Source organism: Nucisporomicrobium flavum, assembly GCF_016464385.1.
In the GTDB taxonomy this organism is placed as follows: domain Bacteria; phylum Actinomycetota; class Actinomycetes; order Mycobacteriales; family Micromonosporaceae; genus Actinoplanes; species Actinoplanes flavus_A.
In genome coordinates, this window is sequence record NZ_JADMLH010000006.1 from 186696 (window position 1) to 204987 (window position 18292).

An 18292-nucleotide genomic window follows, 5' to 3' on the forward strand; every position below is an offset into this window, starting at 1 on the left:
TAGCCGGCCAGCCGGCGTCGCGTACCCCTCTCGATCATGAACCCGACGCTATCCACGCGTTTCCGCGCCGGACAGGGCCGAAAGACCCGCCCGCTGGAGGCGTACCTGCCAGACGTCCGGGCCGTCCTGCAGCCATTCGGTGGCGAACTGGCCGCTGTAGCGCCGGTCGATCTCGGTGAGCAGGGGCAGCGGGGCGTGCGGCGCGACGAGGACGAGCGCGCCGTCGGCCGGCACCGCGTCGACCGCGGCGAGCACGGTGGCGTGCCGCTGCGCGTGCGGGAGTTCGCGTACGTCGATCCGAGCGTCGATGCTGAGCGCCGGGGCCGGGGCCTCGGCGGCGCCGGAGGAGTCCCCGCCGCACCCGCAGCCGCCGCACCCGCACCCGGATTCCGCCGGCTTGCCGTCCTCACCCAGCAGCTCATGCATGCCCGCGAGCAGGGCCGCGAGGTCGACGTCGCCGGCGTCCACGAGCACCGGCACGATCAGTTCGTTCTCCTTGGCCAGGTGCGCCTCGAACACCGCGCGCAGCGCCCGGGCGGCCGCCGCGGCAGCCACCGGGGACGGGGTGGTCTCCAGCTCGGTCACCAGCTCCGCGATGGCCCGGTGCTCCCCCAGCATGCCGTCGACCAGCAGTTTCGCCTCCGGGCGCCGGGCCGCGGCCGGGTAGAGCGCCTCCTCCTCGGCGTACGCGTGCGGCAGCAGCTCGGTGTGCACCCAGCCGACGAGCTCGTCCCGCACCGCCCAGGTGCGCCGCAGGCTGCCGATGTCCGCGGCCTCGACGAGCTCGGCCACCTGCCGGGTCAGGGCGGCGGCGAGCTGCTCGTGGTGGGCGACGACGGCGGCTGCGGCGGTTCGGTCGGACTGTGACATGGCGCGCTCCTCGAAATTCGGCCGGGGCCTGGTTTTGCTGTCATTCGACGTTATAACGTTTAGCACCGTGGAAACCTCCGGTACAGGCCCGAGCGGCGAGACGATCGACACCCCGCGGCACCGCGCGCTCGGGTCGGCGAGCCGCGTCACGATCCTGCGGCTGGTGCGCGACGCGGCCGGCGGGCTGACCGCCGCCGACGTGGCGACCGCCACCGGCCAGCACCTGTCGACCACCCGCGTGCACCTCGAACGGCTCGTGGAGGCCGGGCTGCTCGTGAAGGCCCGAGCGAGCGGAGGCCTGCCGGGGCGGCCCGCGTGGCGCTACCGGACCACCTCCGCCGACCCCGCGCCGGCGCCGTACCGGGCGCTCGCGGCGGCCCTGCTCGCCCATCTGCCCCGCGGCAAGGGCGACACCCGGGAGGCGGCCGGCCGGGTGGGGCGCGACTGGGGACGGCAGCTCGCCGCGTCCGCGCCCGCCCAGGACGACCCTGTGGAGACGGTCAGCGCCGTGCTCGACGGGCTCGGTTTCACCCCCCGGCGCCGGCCCGCGGAGCCCGGCGCCGCCACCGAGCTGCACCTGCACACCTGCCCGTTCCTCGAGCTGGTCGGCCAGAACCCGGACGCCATGTGCGGCCTGCACGCCGGCGTGATCCAGGGCGTCCTGGACAGCCGAGGCGAGGACGGTGACGGCACCGTGCTGGAGCCGTTCGGCGCGCCGCACGCCTGCGTCGTCCGCCTTCCGCTGCCGCGCCGCCGCGCCGCCGGGGAACAGTGATGCCGGCGGCGGCCGGCCTCCCGGTCCGCCTGCGCATCCCCGTCCTGGCCGGCGCGGCGCTCGCCCTGCTCGGCGGCCTGTACGCGGCCCTGCTGCTGCTCGGCACCACGGTCCCCGCGCCGCGAACCGCCATCGAGGACGTCCACGGGCCGGTCATGGTGTTCGGCTTCGTCGGCACCCTGATCGCCCTCGAACGCGCGGTGGCACTCGGCCGCCGTCCCGCCCTGCTGGCACCGGCGTGCTCCGCCGCGGGCGCGCTGCTCCTGCTCGCCACGGGTCCCGCCCTGCCCGGCAAGCTGCTGCTGATGGCCGGCGGTGTCGGGCTGCTCGGCATCTACCGGGCACTGTGGCGGCGGCAGGAGTCGGTCGCCCTGCTCGCCCAGGGGGCCGGGGCCCTCGCCTGGTACGCGGCCACCCTGCTCTGGCTGGCGGGTTTCGCCGTGGCTGACGCCGTACCGTGGATGGTCGTCTTCGTGGTCGCCACCATCGCGGGGGAACGCCTCGAGCTGGCCCACGTCGCGCTCACCGCACCCGGCGCGCAGCGCTGGTTCCTGGCCACGCTGGCCGCCCTGATCACGGGGGCCACCGCCGCTGCCCTGTGGCCGCAGGCCGGTGCGCAGCTGTTCGGCCTGGCGCTGCTGGCTGTCACCGCGTGGCTGGCGGTCTTCGACGTCGCCCGGCACACCGTACGCGGCTCGGGCCTGCCCCGTTACGTCGCCGTGGGCCTGCTCTCGGGGTACGCCTGGCTCGCCCTCGCCGGACTGCTCTGGGCCGGCGCCGGACGGACCGAGGCGGGCGCCCGCTACGACGCCACCCTGCACGCCGTCTTCCTCGGCTTCACGCTCTCGATGATCTTCGTGCACGCCCCGGTGATCCTGCCCGCCGTCCTGCGCCGGCCCCTCCCCTACCGTCCGGTGCTGTACCTGCCCCTGGCCCTGTTGCACGGCTCATTGCTGCTCCGCGTGGCAGTGGGCGACGCAGCCGGACTGCAAGCGGTCTGGCGCTGGTCCGGCGTGGCCAACGTGGCGTCGATCCTGCTCTTCATCGGATGCGCCGTGGTGTCGGCCACCCGCAGCCGGGTTCTCGCATGAGCGTCACCTCCACGGGGCGGGCGACCTGGCACCGGCGGGCCGGCCTGCTGCCCGCCGCCTACCTGGCCGCGCTGGTGCTGCTCGCCTTCGTCCACCCGTTCCTGCCCGCGTGGCGCTGGCTCGCCATCCACCTGCTGCTGCTCGGCGCGGCGACGAACGCGATTCTCGTGTGGAGCGCGCACTTCACCGCGGCGGTGCTGCGCGTGCCCGCACCGCCGCACCGCCGGGCCGAGATCTCCCGATTGGCGCTGCTCAACGCCGGGGTCGTGGCCGTCCTCGCCGGCGGGACGGCGGACCGCCCCTGGCTGGGGGTGGCCGGCGCGGCCGCCGTCCTCGCCGCCGTCACGGCTCACCTCGCGTGGCTCGCGGCACGCCTGCGGTCCTCGCTGCCCGCCCGCTTCGCGGTGACCGCGCACTACTATCTGGCCGCCGCGGTGGCGCTGCTGACCGGGATACCGGCCGGCGCGTGGATGCTGGTCGCGGACGCGCCGGTCCGGTCGCGGATCCTGCTGTTCCACGCCCACGTCAACCTGCTCGGCTGGATCATGCTCACCGTGCTCGGCACGATCCTCACGCTGTGGCCGACGGTGCTGCGTACGCGGATGGACCCGGCGGCGGTCGCCGCCTCCCGGACCTCGCTGCGCACCGCCGTGGGCGGCCTCGGACTGATCGCCCTGGGCGTGCTGGCGTGGTGGCCGCTCGTCGCCGTCGCCGGCCTGCTGGTCTTCGCGACGGCGGTGCTGGTCACCGCGCTGCCCGCGGCCCGGGCCGCCCGGCAGAAGCCGCCGGAGTCGTTCGCCGCCTGGTCCATCGCGGCCGGCGCGGCCTGGCTGGCGGTCGCGCTCGCCGTCGACGCGGCCACCCTGCTGCGCGCGGCGGGCCCGGACGCCGCCGCCGACTCGTTCGGCGCGGTGCTGACGCCACTGCTCGTCGGCTCGGTCGCGCAGATCCTGCTCGGCGCGCTCACGTACCTGCTGCCGATGGCGCTGGGCGGTGGCCCGGTCCGGGTCCGCGAGCGTACGGCCGCCCTGGACCGGCGCTGGCCGCAACGGCTCGCCATGACCAACGCCGCGCTGATCGTGTTCCTGCTGCCGGTCGGCCCGTACGTGCGCATCACCACCTCACTGCTGCTGCTCGCCGCGCTGGTGCAGTTCCTGCTGCCCGCGGCCCGCCTGCTCCTGCTCGACCGGAGGTAGTCACCATGTCCGACCGGCCCCTCGGCGGCCTCGCCACCGGCGTCGCTTTGGTCCTGCTCGCCACGCTGACCGGCGTCGCCGCGCAACGGATGGCCGGCGGCGACCCGGTCACGGCCGCCGCGACGACCACCGTCGCCGCCACCGGGCACACCACGACGGTCGCCGTGATGGTGGAGGACATGCGCTTCCACCCGCAGCGGATCGCCGTACCGGCGGGCGACCGGCTGGTCATCGAGCTCACCAACCACGACCGGCGGCGCCACGACCTGGTGCTGGCCACCGGCGCGAAGACCGGCCCGATCGGCGCCGGCCGCAGCGCTCGCCTCGACGCCGGGGTGATCGGCGGCACCCTCGAGGGCTGGTGCTCCCTGCCGGGGCATCGCCAGGCCGGCATGACCCTGACCGTCACGACCGACGGGCCGTCCGCCGCGCCGGCTGCCACCGGCGACGCGCCCGTCCCCGCGGCGACCACCACCGTCGACACGATGGCCGACCCGGGACCCGGTTTCCGGGCCCGCGACGCGGCGGCGCCCGCCGTGCCGCCCGGACGTCTGCACGAAGTCACGCTGCACGTGCGTCAGGTCGAGCTCGAGATCGCGCCCGGCGTGCGGCAGACGATGTGGACGTACGACGGGATGGTGCCCGGGCCGACGCTGCGCGGCCGGGTCGGCGACACGTTCGTGGTCACGCTGATCAACGACGGCACGGTCGACCACGGCGTCGACTTCCACGCCGGCGCGCTCGCCCCGGACGGGCCGATGCGGCCGATCGAGCCCGGCCAGCGCCTCACCTACCGGTTCACCGCCACGAAGGCGGGCATCTGGATGTATCACTGCTCGACCATGCCGATGCTGCTGCACCTGGGCAACGGCATGTACGGCGCTGTCATCATCGACCCGCCCGGCCTCGCCCGCGCCGATCGCGAGTACGTCCTCGTGCAGTCGGAGCTCTACCGGGGTGGCGACCTGGCCGCCATGCGCGCGGACCACCCGGACGCCATGGCCTTCAACGGGTACGCCGCCCAGTACACCCACCACCCGCTGACGGCGCGCGCGGGTGAGCGCGTCCGCATCTGGGTCCTCGACGCCGGCCCGAACCGCGACACGTCCTTCCACGTCGTCGGCGCGCAGTTCGACACCGTCTACGCCGAGGGCCGGTATCAGCTGCGCCCGGCCGAACCGGGCGGCGCCCAGGTGCTGCCGCTCGGCCCGGCGGGCGGCGGCTTCGTCGAGACCGTGCTGCCCGAGGCCGGCCACTACCCGTTCGTCAGCCACGTCATGGCCGACGCCGACCGCGGCGCCCGCGGGATGATCGAGGTGACCGGCCCCTGAGCCGGCGGGTCAGCCCGGTCCGCCGGGCACGTCCAGGCGATCGACGGCGGCCTGCACCCGGTTCCGGTCCAGGGCCACGGCCGCCTCGGCGAAGCCCTCCCTGATGGTTCGCCGGCCGGAACCGCCGATGTGGTCGAGCAGGGCGGCCACCGGGCGGTTCTCGGCGAGGTAGTAGGCGCTGAACGTGTGGATACCCCGGTCCAGCGCGGCCTCGGCGAGCAGTTCCATCAGCACGGTGGCCAGGCCGGCGCCTCGCCACCCCGGGTCGACGACCACGGCGACGTCGGCGGCGCCGCCCGGCACCGCCTCGTAGCGGGCGATCGCGACGCCCCGGCCGGTCCGCGGCTCCGTTGCCACCAGCGCGAACCGGTCCTGGTAGTCCACCGTGCACAGGTGGGCCAGCAACGCCGGCGTGACGTGCGGCGGGCCACCCACGAAGCGGCGGCGCAGGGTGTCCGGGTCGGCCGTACGGATGGCCTCGGCGAGCTGCGCGGCGTCGTCCGGCCGGATCGGGCGCAGCTGGACCGTCCGCCCGTCCGCCAGGCGCAGGGTGCGCTCGTAGCCGCGCGGATAGCCGGGCGGCAGCTGCGAATTCATGCCTTCATGGTCGTCGTACGCCCCCGGTCCGGCATGGGACGTTCGGCCCTGACATTCACGTCCGCCGGTGGTGTGCGATGAGGCCATGACGTACCGCGACCGGGTCGACGCCGGCAGGCGCCTCGCGCACGCCCTGCGGCACCTGCGCGGCGAGGACGTGGTGGTCCTGGGGCTGCCGCGCGGCGGCGTACCCGTGGCCGCGGAGGTGGCACGGGAGCTGAACGCGCCGCTCGACGTGATCGTGGTCCGCAAGGTGGGCGTGCCGTGGCAGCCCGAGCTGGCGATGGGCGCGGTCGGTGAGGACGGCGCCGCCGTGGTGAACACGGGCGTCGTCCGCGTCACCAAGGTCGCCCAGGACGAGCTCAACGCCGCGCAGGAGCGGGCCCGGGCCGAGATCCAGCGGCGCGTGCACGTGTTGCGGGGCAACCGGCCCCGGGTGGAGCTGGCCGGCCGTACGGCCGTGGTGGTCGACGACGGCATCGCGACCGGATCCACGGCCCGGGTGGCGTGCCGGGTAGCCCGGTCGCTGGGCGCCACGCGCATCGTGCTGGCCGCGCCGGTCGGGGCGCCGGACGCGGTGCGGGGCCTCGCCGACGTCGCCGACGAGGTGGTGTGCCCGCTGCGCCCGGCCGCCTTCCACGCGGTGGGCCGCTTCTACGACGACTTCCGCCCGACCGGGGACCACGAGGTCGCGAATCTCCTCGGCGCCACGACGGGCACCCGCCCCGGCCGGCGGTGACGAGGTCGCCCCCGCCACCGCCGGCCGTACGCGTCTCAGCCGTGCTTCTCCTGGCAGGGCACGCAGAACCGCGCGTGCGGGAGCACCTCCAGCCGCTCCGCCGGGATCGCGGTGCCGCAGGTCTCGCAGCGCCCGTAGCGACCGTCGGCGATGCGCTGCAGCGCGCCGGAGATCTGCTCGATGCTGCGCCGGGTCGCGGCCAGCAGCGCGGCCCGGTTGTGGGCCTCGGCGGGGTCGCCGGTGTCGGCGTTGATCTCGGTCAGTTCCTTGAGCCGGGCGGTCTGGACGGCGAATTCCTCGCTCAGCGTCGCTCGCAGGTCGTCGTGCCTGCCGTGATCGACGTGGACGCTCATGTCTCCTCCTGGGAACACGAAGTGGGTGAACAAAAAAGGGCCGAAGCTGCTATGGCTTCGCCCCTGGCGGTCGTGGTGGATGAACCTCGACGCCGGCGGGCTGCGCCCCGTGCACTCCGGGCTCGGCAGGCCGGCGGTGCCGGTGGCCGGCCGCGGGGTCCGCGACGCCGGCGCCGGCTGGTGGGCAGCACGACGCACCGCCACCACCGTGACGGCACGCGAGCAGAACCTCACCACCAGCATCCGCTCACCATAGGTCGGTCCCGGCGACAAAGCCAGGTGGAGCTCCGTCGCCGGGGTGCAGGTCACGCCACGGCACGCGGATCACGCTGCGCCGCAGCACCCAGCGGGCGAGCCGTTCCAGCAGCCAGGGGCCCGTACGCTCGGCCCCCTCGTAGCCGAGGAGCCGCCCCCAGCGCCCGCCGGCCACGATCGCCGCGACGACGCGGTGCCGACCGTCGGGGTCGCGTACCGTCTCGAGATCGGCGACCCGGCCCAGCGACCGCCCGGAAACGTCGGCGACCGGCCGGCCGAGGATGTCGCTCGCCCGGGCGGTCCGCGGGTGGTCAGGACTCATGGCCGGCTCCCGGGATCCGGCCGATCAGGTGGTCGCGCAGCCAGGTCTCCAGCGCCGGCTCGGGGAGCTCGTCGCGGCTCACGATGAGGTCGATCGCGCTGCCGATGGCGCCCACGTGGGCGATGTCGATACGCAGCGGCCCGTCGTCGCGCGGGCCGGCGAGGCGGAGTGCGGGGCCGGCGATCCACCGGCCCAGCCGGCCCCCGATGCGCCGGCCGAGGGCCCGTTGCCCGGTGAGCAGGGCGCTGATCCGCGGAGCGCCGTCCGCGTCGTAGCCGAGCTCGACGTCGTCGACCTTGCCGACGGGCTGCCCGTCGCAGTCGATGATCTGCCGATCCAGCAGGTCGAATCCGAGGAGCATGTCAGCCGGCCCCCATCCTGGTGGTCATCATCAGCGGCATCGCCGCGACCGCCGCCACGAGAATGACGATCAGGTACGCGACGCCGAGCGCGTTGGCCGTCCGGCCGTTGACCCGGTTCCCCAGGTAGCCGCGGTCGTTGGCGACGACCAGGATCGGCAGGTACGTCAGCGGCAGCGCGACGGCGCTGAAGATCAGCGTGTACTCGGTGAGCTGGATCGGGTCGATCGTGGTCAGCAGGATCGCCGCGCCCACCACGATGCTGACCAGCACGACGGTGTGGAAGCGGGCGGCTTCCCGGGGCCGGCGCAGCTTCCCCCACGACCAGCCGAAGTACTGCGCAACCGTGTAACCGGCGGACAGCCCGGTCTCCATGGCGGCGCCGAAGGTGGCGGCGAAGAAGCCCAGCAGCGCCGCGGCGAGCCCGAGCTTGCCGAGCGCGAGGGCGGCGGGCATGGCGACCTGCGACAGCGAGTCCACCGACATCGAGAGCGGGTGGAACACGGTCGCCGAGGTCAGCATCAGCGCGAAGGCGAGCAGGCCACCCAGCGGAAACCCGACGAACACGTTGACCCGGGACGTGGCGAGGTCCCGGGCCGTCCAGCGCTCCTCGACGGCCCCGGAGGAGAAGAAGAACACCTCGTACGGGGTGAGAGCCGACGCGAACAGCGCGATCGCGAAGAACCAGTACGTACCCCAGTCCTCCCCCTGCGGCGGGCCGGGATGCGCCGCCTGCTGCCACAGCTGCCCCGGGTCGGCGCCGAGATGGAAGAACGCGACGACGAAGACGATCAGCGTCAGCCCGGTCAGGCCGAACACGTTCTCGAGCACGCTGAACTTCGCCCGCCACAGCGCCACCCAGAGCACGACGGCCACCACCGGCACCCACAGCAGGTAGTCGACGCTGGTGGCGAGTTGGACGGCCAGTCCCACCCCGCCCAGTTCGGCGCCCAGCGTCAGGACCGTCACCAGGAACGACCCGGTGAGGTTCGCGAGCGCCACCCGGGGACCGAGCCGCTCACGGACCAGGTCGAACACCGGCCGGCCGCTGACCGCCGTCACGCGGCCGCTCATCTCGGCGTACACGCAGATGCCCACGACGCCGACCAGCAGCACCCAGGCGTGCGCGATGCCGAAGCGCGCGCCGGCCTCGGCGTTCGCGACGATGTCGCCGATGTCGACGAAGCCGCCGATGGCGGTGAGGATGCCCAGTGCGACGGAGAAGATCCGTTTCATCCCCCGGCTCGCCCCTCGCCGGTGATGAAGTCGTCGAGCTGCCGTGCCAGGCCGTCCAGCGCCCGCGCGCCGAAGCGCAGCGCGGTGTCATCGTCGGCTCGCATGACGTCGCCGAGGAGGGTGATCTCCCGGGCGAGCAGCGGCCCGAGCCGGTCGCGCAGCCGGGCGCTGCGCTCGTCGGGCGGCGCCTGGCCGGCGAACTGCTTCTGGGCGCCGGCCAGCGCCTTCGCCGCGTCGTCGAACGCCGCCGCGGTGAACGCGGGAGTGGTCCGATGGGCGGCCTTGAGCCGCGCGGCCAGCTTCGCGGTCTGCGCCGCGTCGTGGGCACCCTGCGCCACCTGCAGGACTGCACGGTGATAGGCCCGGAAGTCGCCGGGGCGCGACAGCTCCACCGCCAGACCGGTCCAGAAGAGGACGGCAACGGCGGCCACGACGGCGATCTTCCGGCCGGCCCGCATGCCGTCACGCGCCGGTCTTCGTGGTGGCCCCGCCGAGGCAGCGGGCGGCGTTGACCAGCCCGACCAGGCTGAACGCCTGCGGCGTGTTGCCCAGCTGCCGCCCAGTGGCCGGGTCGTACTCCTCGGCGAGCATGCCGACGTCGTTGCGCAGGCCCAGCAGCCGCTCGAACAGCGCGGTGGCCTCGTCCCGGCGGCCGATCCCCTGCAACGCCTCGACCAGCCAGAACGTGCAGGCCAGGAAGGCGCCCTCACCACCGGGCAGCCCGTCGACGCCCTCGTGCTCCGGGCGGTACCGCAGCAGGAACCCGTCCTGGCACAGCTCCTTGCCGATCGCCTCGACCGTGCCCACGACGCGCGGATCGTCGTACGGCAGGAAGCCCACCCGCGGCAGCAGCAGCAACGCCGCGTCCAGCCCGGCGGACCCGTAGTACTGGGTGAAGGTGTTCCGGACGGTGTCGAAGCCACGGGCACACACCTCGGTGTGGATCTCGTCGCGGATGCCGCGCCATCGGTCGGCGGGCCCGTCGAGGCCGCTCTCGTGCACGGCGGTGACAGCGCGGTCGAATCCCGTCCACGCCATGACCTTGGAGTGCACGAAGTGCCGTTGCGGGCCGCGTACCTCCCACAGCCCGTTGTCAGGTTGCCGCCAGCTGCCCTCGAGGAAATCGAGCAGGGCCCGTTGCACGTCCCAGCCGTCCTCGGTCGCGGCGATACCGGCGGCGCGGCTCAGGTGCAGGCCGTCGAGGACCTCGCCCCACACGTCGAGCTGGAACTGCGCCGCGGCGGCGTTGCCGACCCGGACCGGCGCGGCTCCCCCGTACCCCGGCAGCCAGTCCAAGGTGGACTCGGTGAGGCGGCGCGTGCCGTCGAGGGCGTACATGATCTGCAGGTCCGCGGGGTCTCCCGCGACGACCCGCAGCAGCCATTCGCGCCATGCCTTGGCCTCGGCGACGTAGCCGGTGCCCAGCAGCGCCTGCAACGTGAAGGTCGCGTCGCGCAGCCAGCAGTAGCGGTAGTCCCAGTTGCGCGGGCCGCCGAGCTGCTCGGGCAGCGATGTCGTGGCAGCGGCGACGATCCCGCCGGTCGGCGCGTACGTCAGTGCTTTGAGCAGGATGAGTGACCGGCGGACGGCGTCGGGCCACGGACCGTCGTAGGTGTGGCGCCCGATCCACCCCTGCCAGAAGCGGCGCGTACCGGCCAGGGCCTGCTCCGGGTCCGCCGGGCGCGGCTTCGGCAGATGCGACTGCTGGTGGGTGAGGACGAAGGGGATGCGCTGCCCGGCGGTGACGGTGAAGCTCGCGGTGGTCGTCCGGTCGTGGCTCTCCACGGGCACGCCAGCGTGCAGCCACACGGCGTCCGGGCCGGCGATCGCGGCGATGCCGTGCTCCGTGTGCCGCACCCACGGCACCACGTGGCCGTAGTCGAAGCGCAGCCGCAGGTCCGAGCGCATCGGCACCCGCCCCGTGACGCCCTCGACGATGCGGACGACATCGGCGGCCTCGCCCCGGGGCGGCATGAAGTCGATCAGCCGGACCGTGCCGCCGGCCGTGTCCCACTCGCTCTCGAGCACGAGGGTGTCCCCGGCGTACCGGCGGCGGGTGGCGGCGCCGGCGCCCTCCGGGGCGATCCGCCAGCGGCCGTTCGAGTCGTCGCCGAGGAGCGCGGCGAAGCAGGCCGGGGAGTCGAACCGCGGCAGGCACAGCCAGTCGATCGCGCCGTCGCGGCCCACGAGCGCCCCGGTGTGCAGATCCCCGACGAGCGCGTACTCCTCGATCCTCGACGCCACCGCGTCACCGGTCCCCGTCGGACAGGGTGAGCACGACCTTGATGTCGCCGTCGTGACCGGTCAGCGCGTCGGCGAAGTCGCGCAGGGGTACCCGCCGCGTGATCAGCCGCTGCAACCAGTTCTGGTCCGCCCGGGCGAGCGCGCGGACCGCCGCCTGGTAGTGGCGCAGGTTGGCGTTGACGCTGCCGACCACGACGTCGTTCTCCAGCACGATCTGGCGGTTGTCCGCGCCGGCGTCGATGGTGAGCGCGCGGCCCGGCGTCGAGACGCCGGTGAGGCAGGTGATGCCGTAAGAGCCGGTGTGCGCGATCGCGTCGAAGACCACCGAGCCGGCGCCGGTCGCCTCGACGACGACGTCCGGGAGCAGCTTCCCGGCGACGTCGGCGACGGGAGCGTGGTGGTACGTGGCGCCGAGGGCCGCGACGGCGTCGGCCTTGGGACCCGCGGCAACCCGGTCCAGGACATGCACCTCCAGCCCACGCTGGACTCCGAGCAGCGCGGCCAGCAGCCCGATCGGGCCGGCGCCGGTGACCAGCACGGTCTGCGGCTCGTACCACGCGCGGGCGCCGATCCGGTCGATCTGCTCCCACGCCTTGGCGACCACCGTGGTGGGTTCCATCAGCACGCCGACGTCGGCCAGCTGCGGGTCGAGCTTGACGGCGTACGCGGTGTCGAGGGTCCACAGCTCGGCGGCGTACCCGTCGAGCTCCTTGATCCCGCGCTCGGTGTAGCGCCCGTTGCGGCACATGTCGAACTCGCCGTGCACACAAGCGCCGCACGGCACCGGGTCGGGGCGGCGGACGACACCCACGACGAGGTCGCCGGGGCTGAACCCGCTGCCGGGCGGGGCCTGCCGGACCCGGCCCAGAGATTCGTGGCCCAGCACGAGGCGGTCGCGTCCCGGCGGCGCCCAGCCGTAGGAGCCCTGGGCGATCTCCCGGTCGGTGCCGCAGACGCCCAGCGCAACGCCCTCGACGAGCAGCTCGCCGGCGGTGGCGACGGGGTCGGGCAGGTCGTCGATGCGGGCGGAGCCGGCGGTGCCGGGTTGCACGGTGAGCGCGCGCATGGTTCCTCCAAGCTGGGGTGGTCAGCCGGCGTGCACGACTTCCGGTTCCGCGGTGTCGAGGGGAACCGCGGCCGCCGGTACCAGGCCGAGCTGGGTGTCGGGCCTGCTCGCCGCCGCGGCCAGCAGCCATGCTGTGACGGTCCGGATGCGGTTGGCGGGCAGGGCGAAGAGGTGATATCCACGGGTCACCGCGAGCGCGGGCAAGCCGGACAGGGGTACGCCCAGCGGGTTGGCCGCGGCGTGGCGGCCGCCGAGGTCGACGGCGAAGCCCAGGCTCGAGTGCCGGTACGGCCGGCGCCTGCCGTGCCCGTACGCGGCGGCGATGTTGTCGGCCGCGCGGACGCCCTGGCGTTGCGCGTGCTGGGCCGTCATCGCGGTCGCCTGTCCCGGACGGGTCAGGTCCGGCACGGCCGCGGCGTCCCCGCACGCCAGGATCTCAGGGTGACCCGGCACGGCGAGGCAGGCGTCCACGACCAGCCGGCCTCTGTCGGTGCGCAGCCCTGTCGAGTCGATCAGCGGGTCCGGGCGTACGCCGACGCACCAGACGAGCGTGCGGCCGGCCACGAACGTGCCGTCGTCCAGGTGCACGCCCGTGGCCGTCGCCTCGGTGACCGACGTCTTCGTCCGCAGCTCGACGCCGCGGTCGCGCAGCACCCTGGCGGCCGCGTCGGACAACCGCCGGTCCAGGTGCCCGAGGATCCGGTCGCCGTGCTCGACGAGCAGCCAGCGGGGCGTGACGCCGCGCAGGCCGGGGTGGCGTGCGGCGACCTGTGCGGTGAGCAGCTGCCCCTGCGCCGCGACCTCCGTACCGGTGTAGCCGGCGCCGACCACGAGGAACGTGCAGCGGGCCCGGCGTTCGGCGGGGTCCTCGGACGAGGCCGCCATCTCGACTTGCTTGATGAGGTGGTCGCGCAGGTACAGCGCCTCGGGCACGCCCCGGAAGCCGTGCGCGTTGCCGGCCGCGCCGGGGATGGGCAGCAGCTTGGTGACGCTGCCGACGGTCAGCAGCAGCCGGTCGTACCCGACGTCCCGGGTCCGGCCGTCGGGGTCGCGGACCTGCACCCGGCGGGCCCGGTGGTCCACGGAGGTCGCCTCGCCGAGCATCACCCGTACGCCGGGGAGCGTGTCCGCGAGCGGCACGGTGACCTGCCGGGGTTCCAGGACGCCTCCCGTCACCTCCGGCAGCAGCGGCAGGTAGAGGAAGTAGTCGGTCGGGTTGATCACCGTGATCTCGGCGGCGCCGCGCATCCGCCGGGACAACCGGCGGGCGGCGTGGTACCCGGCGAAGCCGGCGCCGACGATGAGGATCCGGGGTCGTGCCGTCACCGCCGCTCTTCTTCCGCCGTCGCCTGCGCCGCCGCGTCGGCGTTGCTCCGCCGCCGGCCCCGGGTCAGACCGGCGGCGATCGCCTCGAAGGTCTGCTCCAGGTAGTTGAAGTCGGGTACGGCGACCGCCTCGGCCCGGGCGTGCAGGGTTCCCGGCGTGACGGTGTCGTCCATCCGAGCGACGTGGTGCTCACCGTTGGTGTCCATCTCCGCTCCCCTCGTCGGCAACTACAAGGCACATAACCATCTTTGCACTGTGCAAACATTCTAGCCGTGCGAAAGTCCGGCGAGGCTAGGGCCGCGATCAGGCCGGCAGATCCTCGTCGGTGTCGTCCGCGCGGTGCGCCTGCCAGCCCAGCCACCAGTCCGACTCGGGGACCTCCCCGGCGGCGTCGGCGAACGCGGTCAGCGCCTCGATCACCGTGGGCTGCCACAGCTCGGCGGTCCGCGCGACGAGCTGCTCCAGCTCCTCACGGCGGCGCAGCAGCACCTGCTCGACGATGTCGTGCCCCGCCGGGGTCAGCCGCACCCGGACCACGCGGCGGTCGGACATCGAGCGGGTACGGCGTACCAGGCCCTTGCGGATGAGGCGGTCCAGCATGCGCGTGCCGGTGGACGGGTTCACCCGCAGCTCCTCGGCGATGTCGATGCTGCGCTGGGGTCCCCGTACGGCGAGCACGACCAGGGCCCGGAACTGCGGCAGCGTGACCTCGCCCTCCACCGCGGCCAGCGAGCGGGCGGTCATGCCCACGAAGGCGCGGCTGGCCAGCATGAGCGCCTGGACCGTCGCGTCGCTCGAGGGCCGGGCGGATGGTTGCATGCGGACATGGTTGCACGCTTGCCAGCTTCTGAGACGCCGCCGCGGACGCCCGGGCCGAAGCCGGTGCCGTCAGGCCCGGACGGCGCGATGCCCCTGCCGTCGGCGACCGTTACCATCGCCACCATGACGACGTGGCGGGCCGCTCGATCGGCGCCGGACGACCTCGGCGGAAGGACGGCGTGATGCGGGTCTTGCTGGTCGCACCCCCCGGGGCCGGGAAGGGCACCCAGGGAGCACTCATCGCCACGCACTTCGGCATCCCGCACATCGCCACCGGCGATCTGCTGCGCGACCACGTCGCCCGGCGCACCGAGCTGGGCCAGGCCGTGCAGGAGCACCTCGACCGGGGCGAGCTGGTGCCCGACGCCGTCGTGCTGGACATGGTCCGCGACGCCTTCATCGAGTCCCGCACCACCAACGGCGGCGGGTACGTGCTCGACGGCATGCCCCGGAACATGACGCAGGCGCGGGCGCTGTACGAGATCGGCCGCAGCCTCGAGATGACCGCCGACGTGGCCCTGCACCTGAAGGCCGACGACGAGGAACTGACCCGCCGGCTGCTGGCCCGGGCCGCCCTGGAGGGCCGCTCGGACGACACCGAGGAGGTGATCCGCCGGCGGCTCGCCCTCTACCACGAGGTGACGCACCCGATCGTCGACTGGTACGCCGAGCGCGGCATCCTCGTGTCGGTGGACGCCGTCCAGCCGGTCCAGCGGGTCGCCCGGCAGATCCTCACCGCGCTCGAGGCGATGCGCCCGCTGATCGACCACGTGCCGGAGCACGCCCGGCGGCCGATCGACCTCACCAGCCTCGGCACCGCCTTCGGTCACGGCTGAGCGGCCGGCGTCACCTCCACGCAGCAGGCGCCGGGACGCGGGGCCAGCCGCGCCTGCGCGTCCTGCCCCAGACCGTCCAGCAGACCCGTGACGAAGCTCAGGTTGAGCCCGCACACCAACTCCGTGTGCCGGGCCGCCACGGCGTGGAACGGGCAGTTGTGCAGGCGTACGGCGTCCGCGTCGGCCTCCGGCTCGAAGCCCAGGCCGGCCAGGGCGCCGAGCACGTCGCCGGCTCCGCCCATCGCCTGACCGAAGCGGCGCCCGCGTTCCCGCGCGACCTGCCCGGGTGACTCGCCGGCGGCCAGCGCCTCGGCGAGGACGTCGGCGAGGAGCTCGTACTGCCGCTGCGGGATCGTCACTGTGAGGCCGTCGCCGGTGGGTTCGTACACCTTGGGGGCCCGGCCGCGCCCGCGGGGACGGCCGGCGGGGGGCTCGTACCGGGCCGTCAGCAGGCCGGCCTCGACCAGCTTGTCGAGGTGGAACGCGGCGAGGTTGCGCGACATCTCGGTGGCGTCGGCCGCCTCCTCGCGCCCGACGGCGTGGTCCTGCCGGCGGACGTAGTCGTAGAGCGCGCGGCGCGAGGGGTCCGCGAGCGTGGCGACGGCGTTCCACGGCTCGGTCACCGCCCCAGATTATCACCAGCGAGCGCTATTGAAATTCCCCGGCGCGTCCTCCAGGATTAAAACCAACAGCCGTTGTTCAAAATCTGGAGGCTCGCCGATGACGATCACCGCTGAACGGATCACCCCCCGGGACACCGGGCGGAACCCCGTCACCGCGGAACGCGCGGCCGCGGACTTCCTCACCGCGCTCGGCCTCGACCTCAGCCGGCCAGGTCTGGCGGAGACGCCGGGCCGCATGGCACGGGCGTACGCGGAGCTGCTCACGCCGCGGCCGTTCGACCTCACCACCTTCGACAACGACGAGAAGTACGACGAGCTGGTGCTCGCCCGCTCGATCCCGGTCCGCTCGGTCTGCGAGCACCACCTCCTGCCGTTCATCGGCGTCGCCCACGTCGGGTACCTGCCGGACGACCGCATCCTCGGCCTGTCCAAGCTCGCCCGGGTCGTTGAGTTCTTCGCGCACCGCCCGCAGGTCCAGGAGCGGCTGACCAAGCAGGTCGCGGACTGGCTCGACGAGCACCTGCGCCCGCGCGGCGTCGGCGTGGTCATCGAGGCCGACCACCTGTGCATGAGCCTGCGCGGCGTCCAGGCCACGGGCGCCCGCACCATCACCTCCACCCTGCTGGGCACCCTGCGCGACGACGCCCGCTCGCGGGGCGAGTTCTTCGCCGTCGCGGGCCTCGGCAACCACTGACCAGGAAGGACGAGCCCATGTCCGACAACCGCACCTTCGTCATCGCCGGCGCCGGTCTCGCCGGCGCCAAGGCCGCCGAGACCCTGCGCGACGAGGGCTTCACCGGCCGGGTCGTGCTGCTCGGCGACGAGCCGGAACGACCGTACGAACGCCCGCCGCTGTCCAAGGGCCTCCTGCTCGGGACGGCCGCGGAGGACAGCGTGCACGTCCACGACGCGGGCTGGTACGCCGCCCACGACGTCGAGCTGCGCACCGAATGTCCCGCCACCGCCGTCGACCGGGCCGGGCACCACGTACGCCTGTCCGACGGCCAGGAGCTCGCGTACGACAAGCTGCTGCTCGCCACCGGTGCCAGGCCGCGCGGGCTGCCGCTGCCCGGCGCCGGCCTGGACGGCGTGCTGCACCTGCGTACCCTCGCCGACGCCCGCCGCCTCACGCAGACCGTGACCGGCGGCGCCAAGCTGGTCGTGATCGGCGCCGGATGGATCGGCCTGGAGGTCGCCGCGGCCGCCCGCGCGCGCGGAGCCGAGGTCACCGTGGTGGAGACCGCGCGGCTGCCGCTGCACCACGTCCTGGGCACCACTCTCGCCCGCGTCTTCACCGGCCTGCACCTGGAGCACGGGGTGGTCTTCCACTTCGGCGCCCGGACCACCGAGCTGCGCGGCACGGGCCGGGTCACGCACGTCGTCCTCGACGACGGCACCGTGCTCGCCGCGGACGCGGTGCTGGTCGCGGTGGGCGCCGAGCCCAACACCGCCCTGGCGGCGCAGGCGTCGCTGCGGGTGGACAACGGCATCCTGGTCGACGCCGCGCTGCGCACCGACGACCCGGACATCTTCGCCGCGGGAGATGTGGCGAACATCGACCATCCACTGCTGAAATCACGGGTACGGGTCGAGCACTGGGACAACGCGCTGCACACCGGACCGGCCGCCGCCCGCGCGATGCTGGACCGCCCGGTGAGCTACGACCGGCTGCCGTATTTCTTCACCGACCAGTACGACCTCGGCATGGAGTACGCCGGCTGGGTCCCGCCCGGGGCCGGCACCGGCCTGGTGGTCCGCGGCGACCTCGAGGGCCGCGAGTTCATCGCGTTCTGGACCGCGGGCGGCCGCGTCCTGGCCGGCATGAACGTCAACGTCTGGGACGTCACCGACCCGATCCAGCACCTGATCCGTACGGGTGCGATCGTCGACCCGCAGCGTCTGCGCGACCCCGGCGTCCCGCTGACCGAGCTCGTACCCTGACCCGTCAGGCGACCACCGCGTTGTTGGCCCGGGCCCACTCGGCGACGAAGTCCTCCGTCTCGGCGGGGGCCGCGTGGGCCAGCAACGCGTCCAGCGCGTCCCGCAGCGCCCGCACGCCCGCGGCGGTCATCGCCACGGTGGTCGCGCTGTAGTCGCCGACCTGCAGCGCGTACGGGTAGACCGGGTCCGCGGTCGGCTCCAGCCGGATCACCGGATGGCCCGCCTGCTGCCACGGCCGGATGGGGCGCGGCTGAACCGGGGATGTGGTGGGCCGGTCGCTCATGACGACCTCCTCGAGAGGCGAACGGGGCGG

Annotated in this window: 23 protein-coding genes; 9 read left to right on the forward strand and 14 right to left on the reverse strand. The window is 74.1% G+C overall.

Going from position 1 to position 18292, the window contains the following annotated elements:
- Positions 1–48 precede the first annotated feature (48 nt).
- Positions 49–870 carry a DUF2249 domain-containing protein gene (locus tag IT780_RS16920; protein ID WP_199512520.1) on the reverse strand — a complete coding sequence of 274 codons (822 nt, stop codon included), beginning with the start codon at positions 868–870 and terminating at the stop codon, positions 49–51.
- Between the two features lie 67 nt (positions 871–937).
- Here IT780_RS16920 and IT780_RS16925 point away from each other — a divergent pair, with 67 nt between their 5' ends.
- Genes IT780_RS16925 through IT780_RS16940 form a run of 4 tightly spaced genes read left to right on the forward strand, consistent with a single transcriptional unit; the run spans position 938 to position 5263 of the window.
- Positions 938–1645 (forward strand): helix-turn-helix transcriptional regulator, encoded by a 708-nt coding sequence (locus tag IT780_RS16925; protein WP_307831230.1) that lies wholly within the window; start codon positions 938–940, stop codon positions 1643–1645.
- On the forward strand, positions 1645–2736 hold the full coding sequence (locus tag IT780_RS16930; RefSeq protein ID WP_233412977.1) for a DUF8744 domain-containing protein: 1092 nt from the start codon (positions 1645–1647) through the stop codon (positions 2734–2736). Before IT780_RS16925 ends, IT780_RS16930 begins: the two co-directional genes overlap by 1 nt.
- Complete coding sequence (locus IT780_RS16935) at positions 2733–3932, forward strand: hypothetical protein (RefSeq protein WP_199512523.1); 1200 nt, start codon at positions 2733–2735, stop codon at positions 3930–3932. The genes IT780_RS16930 and IT780_RS16935 overlap by 4 nt, the downstream gene beginning before the upstream one ends.
- A 5-nt stretch (positions 3933–3937) precedes the next feature.
- Positions 3938–5263 carry a multicopper oxidase domain-containing protein gene (locus IT780_RS16940; RefSeq protein WP_199512524.1) on the forward strand — a complete coding sequence of 442 codons (1326 nt, stop codon included), beginning with the start codon at positions 3938–3940 and terminating at the stop codon, positions 5261–5263.
- A 9-nt stretch (positions 5264–5272) separates the two neighbouring features.
- On the opposite strand, the gene IT780_RS16945 is transcribed toward IT780_RS16940, so the two are convergent.
- Complete coding sequence (locus IT780_RS16945; protein WP_199512525.1) at positions 5273–5860, reverse strand: GNAT family N-acetyltransferase; 588 nt, start codon at positions 5858–5860, stop codon at positions 5273–5275.
- Between the two features lie 85 nt (positions 5861–5945).
- On the opposite strand from IT780_RS16945, the gene IT780_RS16950 reads away from it, so the two are divergent.
- On the forward strand, positions 5946–6599 hold the full coding sequence (locus tag IT780_RS16950; protein ID WP_199512526.1) for a phosphoribosyltransferase: 654 nt from the start codon (positions 5946–5948) through the stop codon (positions 6597–6599).
- 35 nt (positions 6600–6634) lie between these two features.
- Here IT780_RS16950 and IT780_RS16955 read toward each other — a convergent pair whose 3' ends face one another.
- Positions 6635–6952, reverse strand: coding sequence for a TraR/DksA family transcriptional regulator (locus IT780_RS16955; protein ID WP_199512527.1), 318 nt, complete (start codon positions 6950–6952; stop codon positions 6635–6637).
- A 79-nt stretch (positions 6953–7031) separates the two neighbouring features.
- On the opposite strand from IT780_RS16955, the gene IT780_RS16960 reads away from it, so the two are divergent.
- A complete protein-coding gene (locus IT780_RS16960; protein WP_199512528.1) occupies positions 7032–7208 on the forward strand; it encodes a hypothetical protein in 177 nt (58 codons plus the stop codon).
- Here IT780_RS16960 and IT780_RS16965 read toward each other — a convergent pair.
- From IT780_RS16965 to IT780_RS17005, 9 genes are all read right to left on the reverse strand, one after another.
- Entirely contained in the window at positions 7200–7529 is a 330-nt protein-coding gene (locus IT780_RS16965) for a PRC-barrel domain-containing protein (protein ID WP_199512529.1), read from the reverse strand. The genes IT780_RS16960 and IT780_RS16965 overlap by 9 nt on opposite strands.
- Entirely contained in the window at positions 7519–7890 is a 372-nt protein-coding gene (locus IT780_RS16970; RefSeq protein ID WP_199512530.1) for a hypothetical protein, read from the reverse strand. The genes IT780_RS16965 and IT780_RS16970 overlap by 11 nt, the downstream gene beginning before the upstream one ends.
- 1 nt (position 7891) lies before the next feature.
- Positions 7892–9124 carry an NRAMP family divalent metal transporter gene (locus IT780_RS16975; RefSeq protein WP_199512531.1) on the reverse strand — a complete coding sequence of 411 codons (1233 nt, stop codon included), beginning with the start codon at positions 9122–9124 and terminating at the stop codon, positions 7892–7894.
- Positions 9121–9582 carry a hypothetical protein gene (locus tag IT780_RS16980; RefSeq protein ID WP_199512532.1) on the reverse strand — a complete coding sequence of 154 codons (462 nt, stop codon included), beginning with the start codon at positions 9580–9582 and terminating at the stop codon, positions 9121–9123. The genes IT780_RS16975 and IT780_RS16980 overlap by 4 nt, the downstream gene beginning before the upstream one ends.
- A gap of 4 nt (positions 9583–9586) precedes the next feature.
- The gene (locus IT780_RS16985; RefSeq protein WP_199512533.1) at positions 9587–11368 is read right to left on the reverse strand and encodes a glycoside hydrolase family 15 protein; all 1782 of its coding nucleotides are present in this window, start codon (positions 11366–11368) and stop codon (positions 9587–9589) included.
- 4 nt (positions 11369–11372) lie between these two features.
- Complete coding sequence (locus IT780_RS16990) at positions 11373–12434, reverse strand: glucose 1-dehydrogenase (protein ID WP_199512534.1); 1062 nt, start codon at positions 12432–12434, stop codon at positions 11373–11375.
- Between the two features lie 21 nt (positions 12435–12455).
- On the reverse strand, positions 12456–13760 hold the full coding sequence (locus IT780_RS16995) for an NAD(P)/FAD-dependent oxidoreductase (RefSeq protein ID WP_307831231.1): 1305 nt from the start codon (positions 13758–13760) through the stop codon (positions 12456–12458).
- Positions 13757–13966, reverse strand: a complete 210-nt coding sequence (locus IT780_RS17000; protein ID WP_199512535.1) for a hypothetical protein — start codon at positions 13964–13966, stop codon at positions 13757–13759. Before IT780_RS17000 ends, IT780_RS16995 begins: the two co-directional genes overlap by 4 nt.
- Positions 13967–14063: 97 nt before the next feature.
- A complete protein-coding gene (locus IT780_RS17005) occupies positions 14064–14579 on the reverse strand; it encodes a MarR family winged helix-turn-helix transcriptional regulator (RefSeq protein ID WP_233412978.1) in 516 nt (171 codons plus the stop codon).
- A gap of 182 nt (positions 14580–14761) precedes the next feature.
- Here IT780_RS17005 and IT780_RS17010 point away from each other — a divergent pair, with 182 nt between their 5' ends.
- A complete protein-coding gene (locus tag IT780_RS17010; RefSeq protein WP_199512536.1) occupies positions 14762–15415 on the forward strand; it encodes an adenylate kinase in 654 nt (217 codons plus the stop codon).
- Here the strand turns inward: IT780_RS17010 and IT780_RS17015 are convergent.
- Entirely contained in the window at positions 15406–16038 is a 633-nt protein-coding gene (locus IT780_RS17015; protein ID WP_199512537.1) for a helix-turn-helix transcriptional regulator, read from the reverse strand. The genes IT780_RS17010 and IT780_RS17015 overlap by 10 nt on opposite strands.
- 97 nt (positions 16039–16135) lie before the next feature.
- On the opposite strand from IT780_RS17015, the gene folE reads away from it, so the two are divergent.
- Both folE and IT780_RS17025 read left to right on the forward strand, forming a co-directional pair.
- Complete coding sequence (gene folE, locus IT780_RS17020; protein ID WP_199512538.1) at positions 16136–16732, forward strand: GTP cyclohydrolase I FolE; 597 nt, start codon at positions 16136–16138, stop codon at positions 16730–16732.
- Positions 16733–16749: 17 nt separating this feature from the next.
- Positions 16750–17979 (forward strand): NAD(P)/FAD-dependent oxidoreductase, encoded by a 1230-nt coding sequence (locus IT780_RS17025; RefSeq protein WP_199512539.1) that lies wholly within the window; start codon positions 16750–16752, stop codon positions 17977–17979.
- A gap of 4 nt (positions 17980–17983) precedes the next feature.
- Here IT780_RS17025 and IT780_RS17030 read toward each other — a convergent pair whose 3' ends face one another.
- Positions 17984–18262 (reverse strand): hypothetical protein, encoded by a 279-nt coding sequence (locus tag IT780_RS17030; protein WP_199512540.1) that lies wholly within the window; start codon positions 18260–18262, stop codon positions 17984–17986.
- Between the last annotated feature and the right edge of the window lie 30 nt (positions 18263–18292).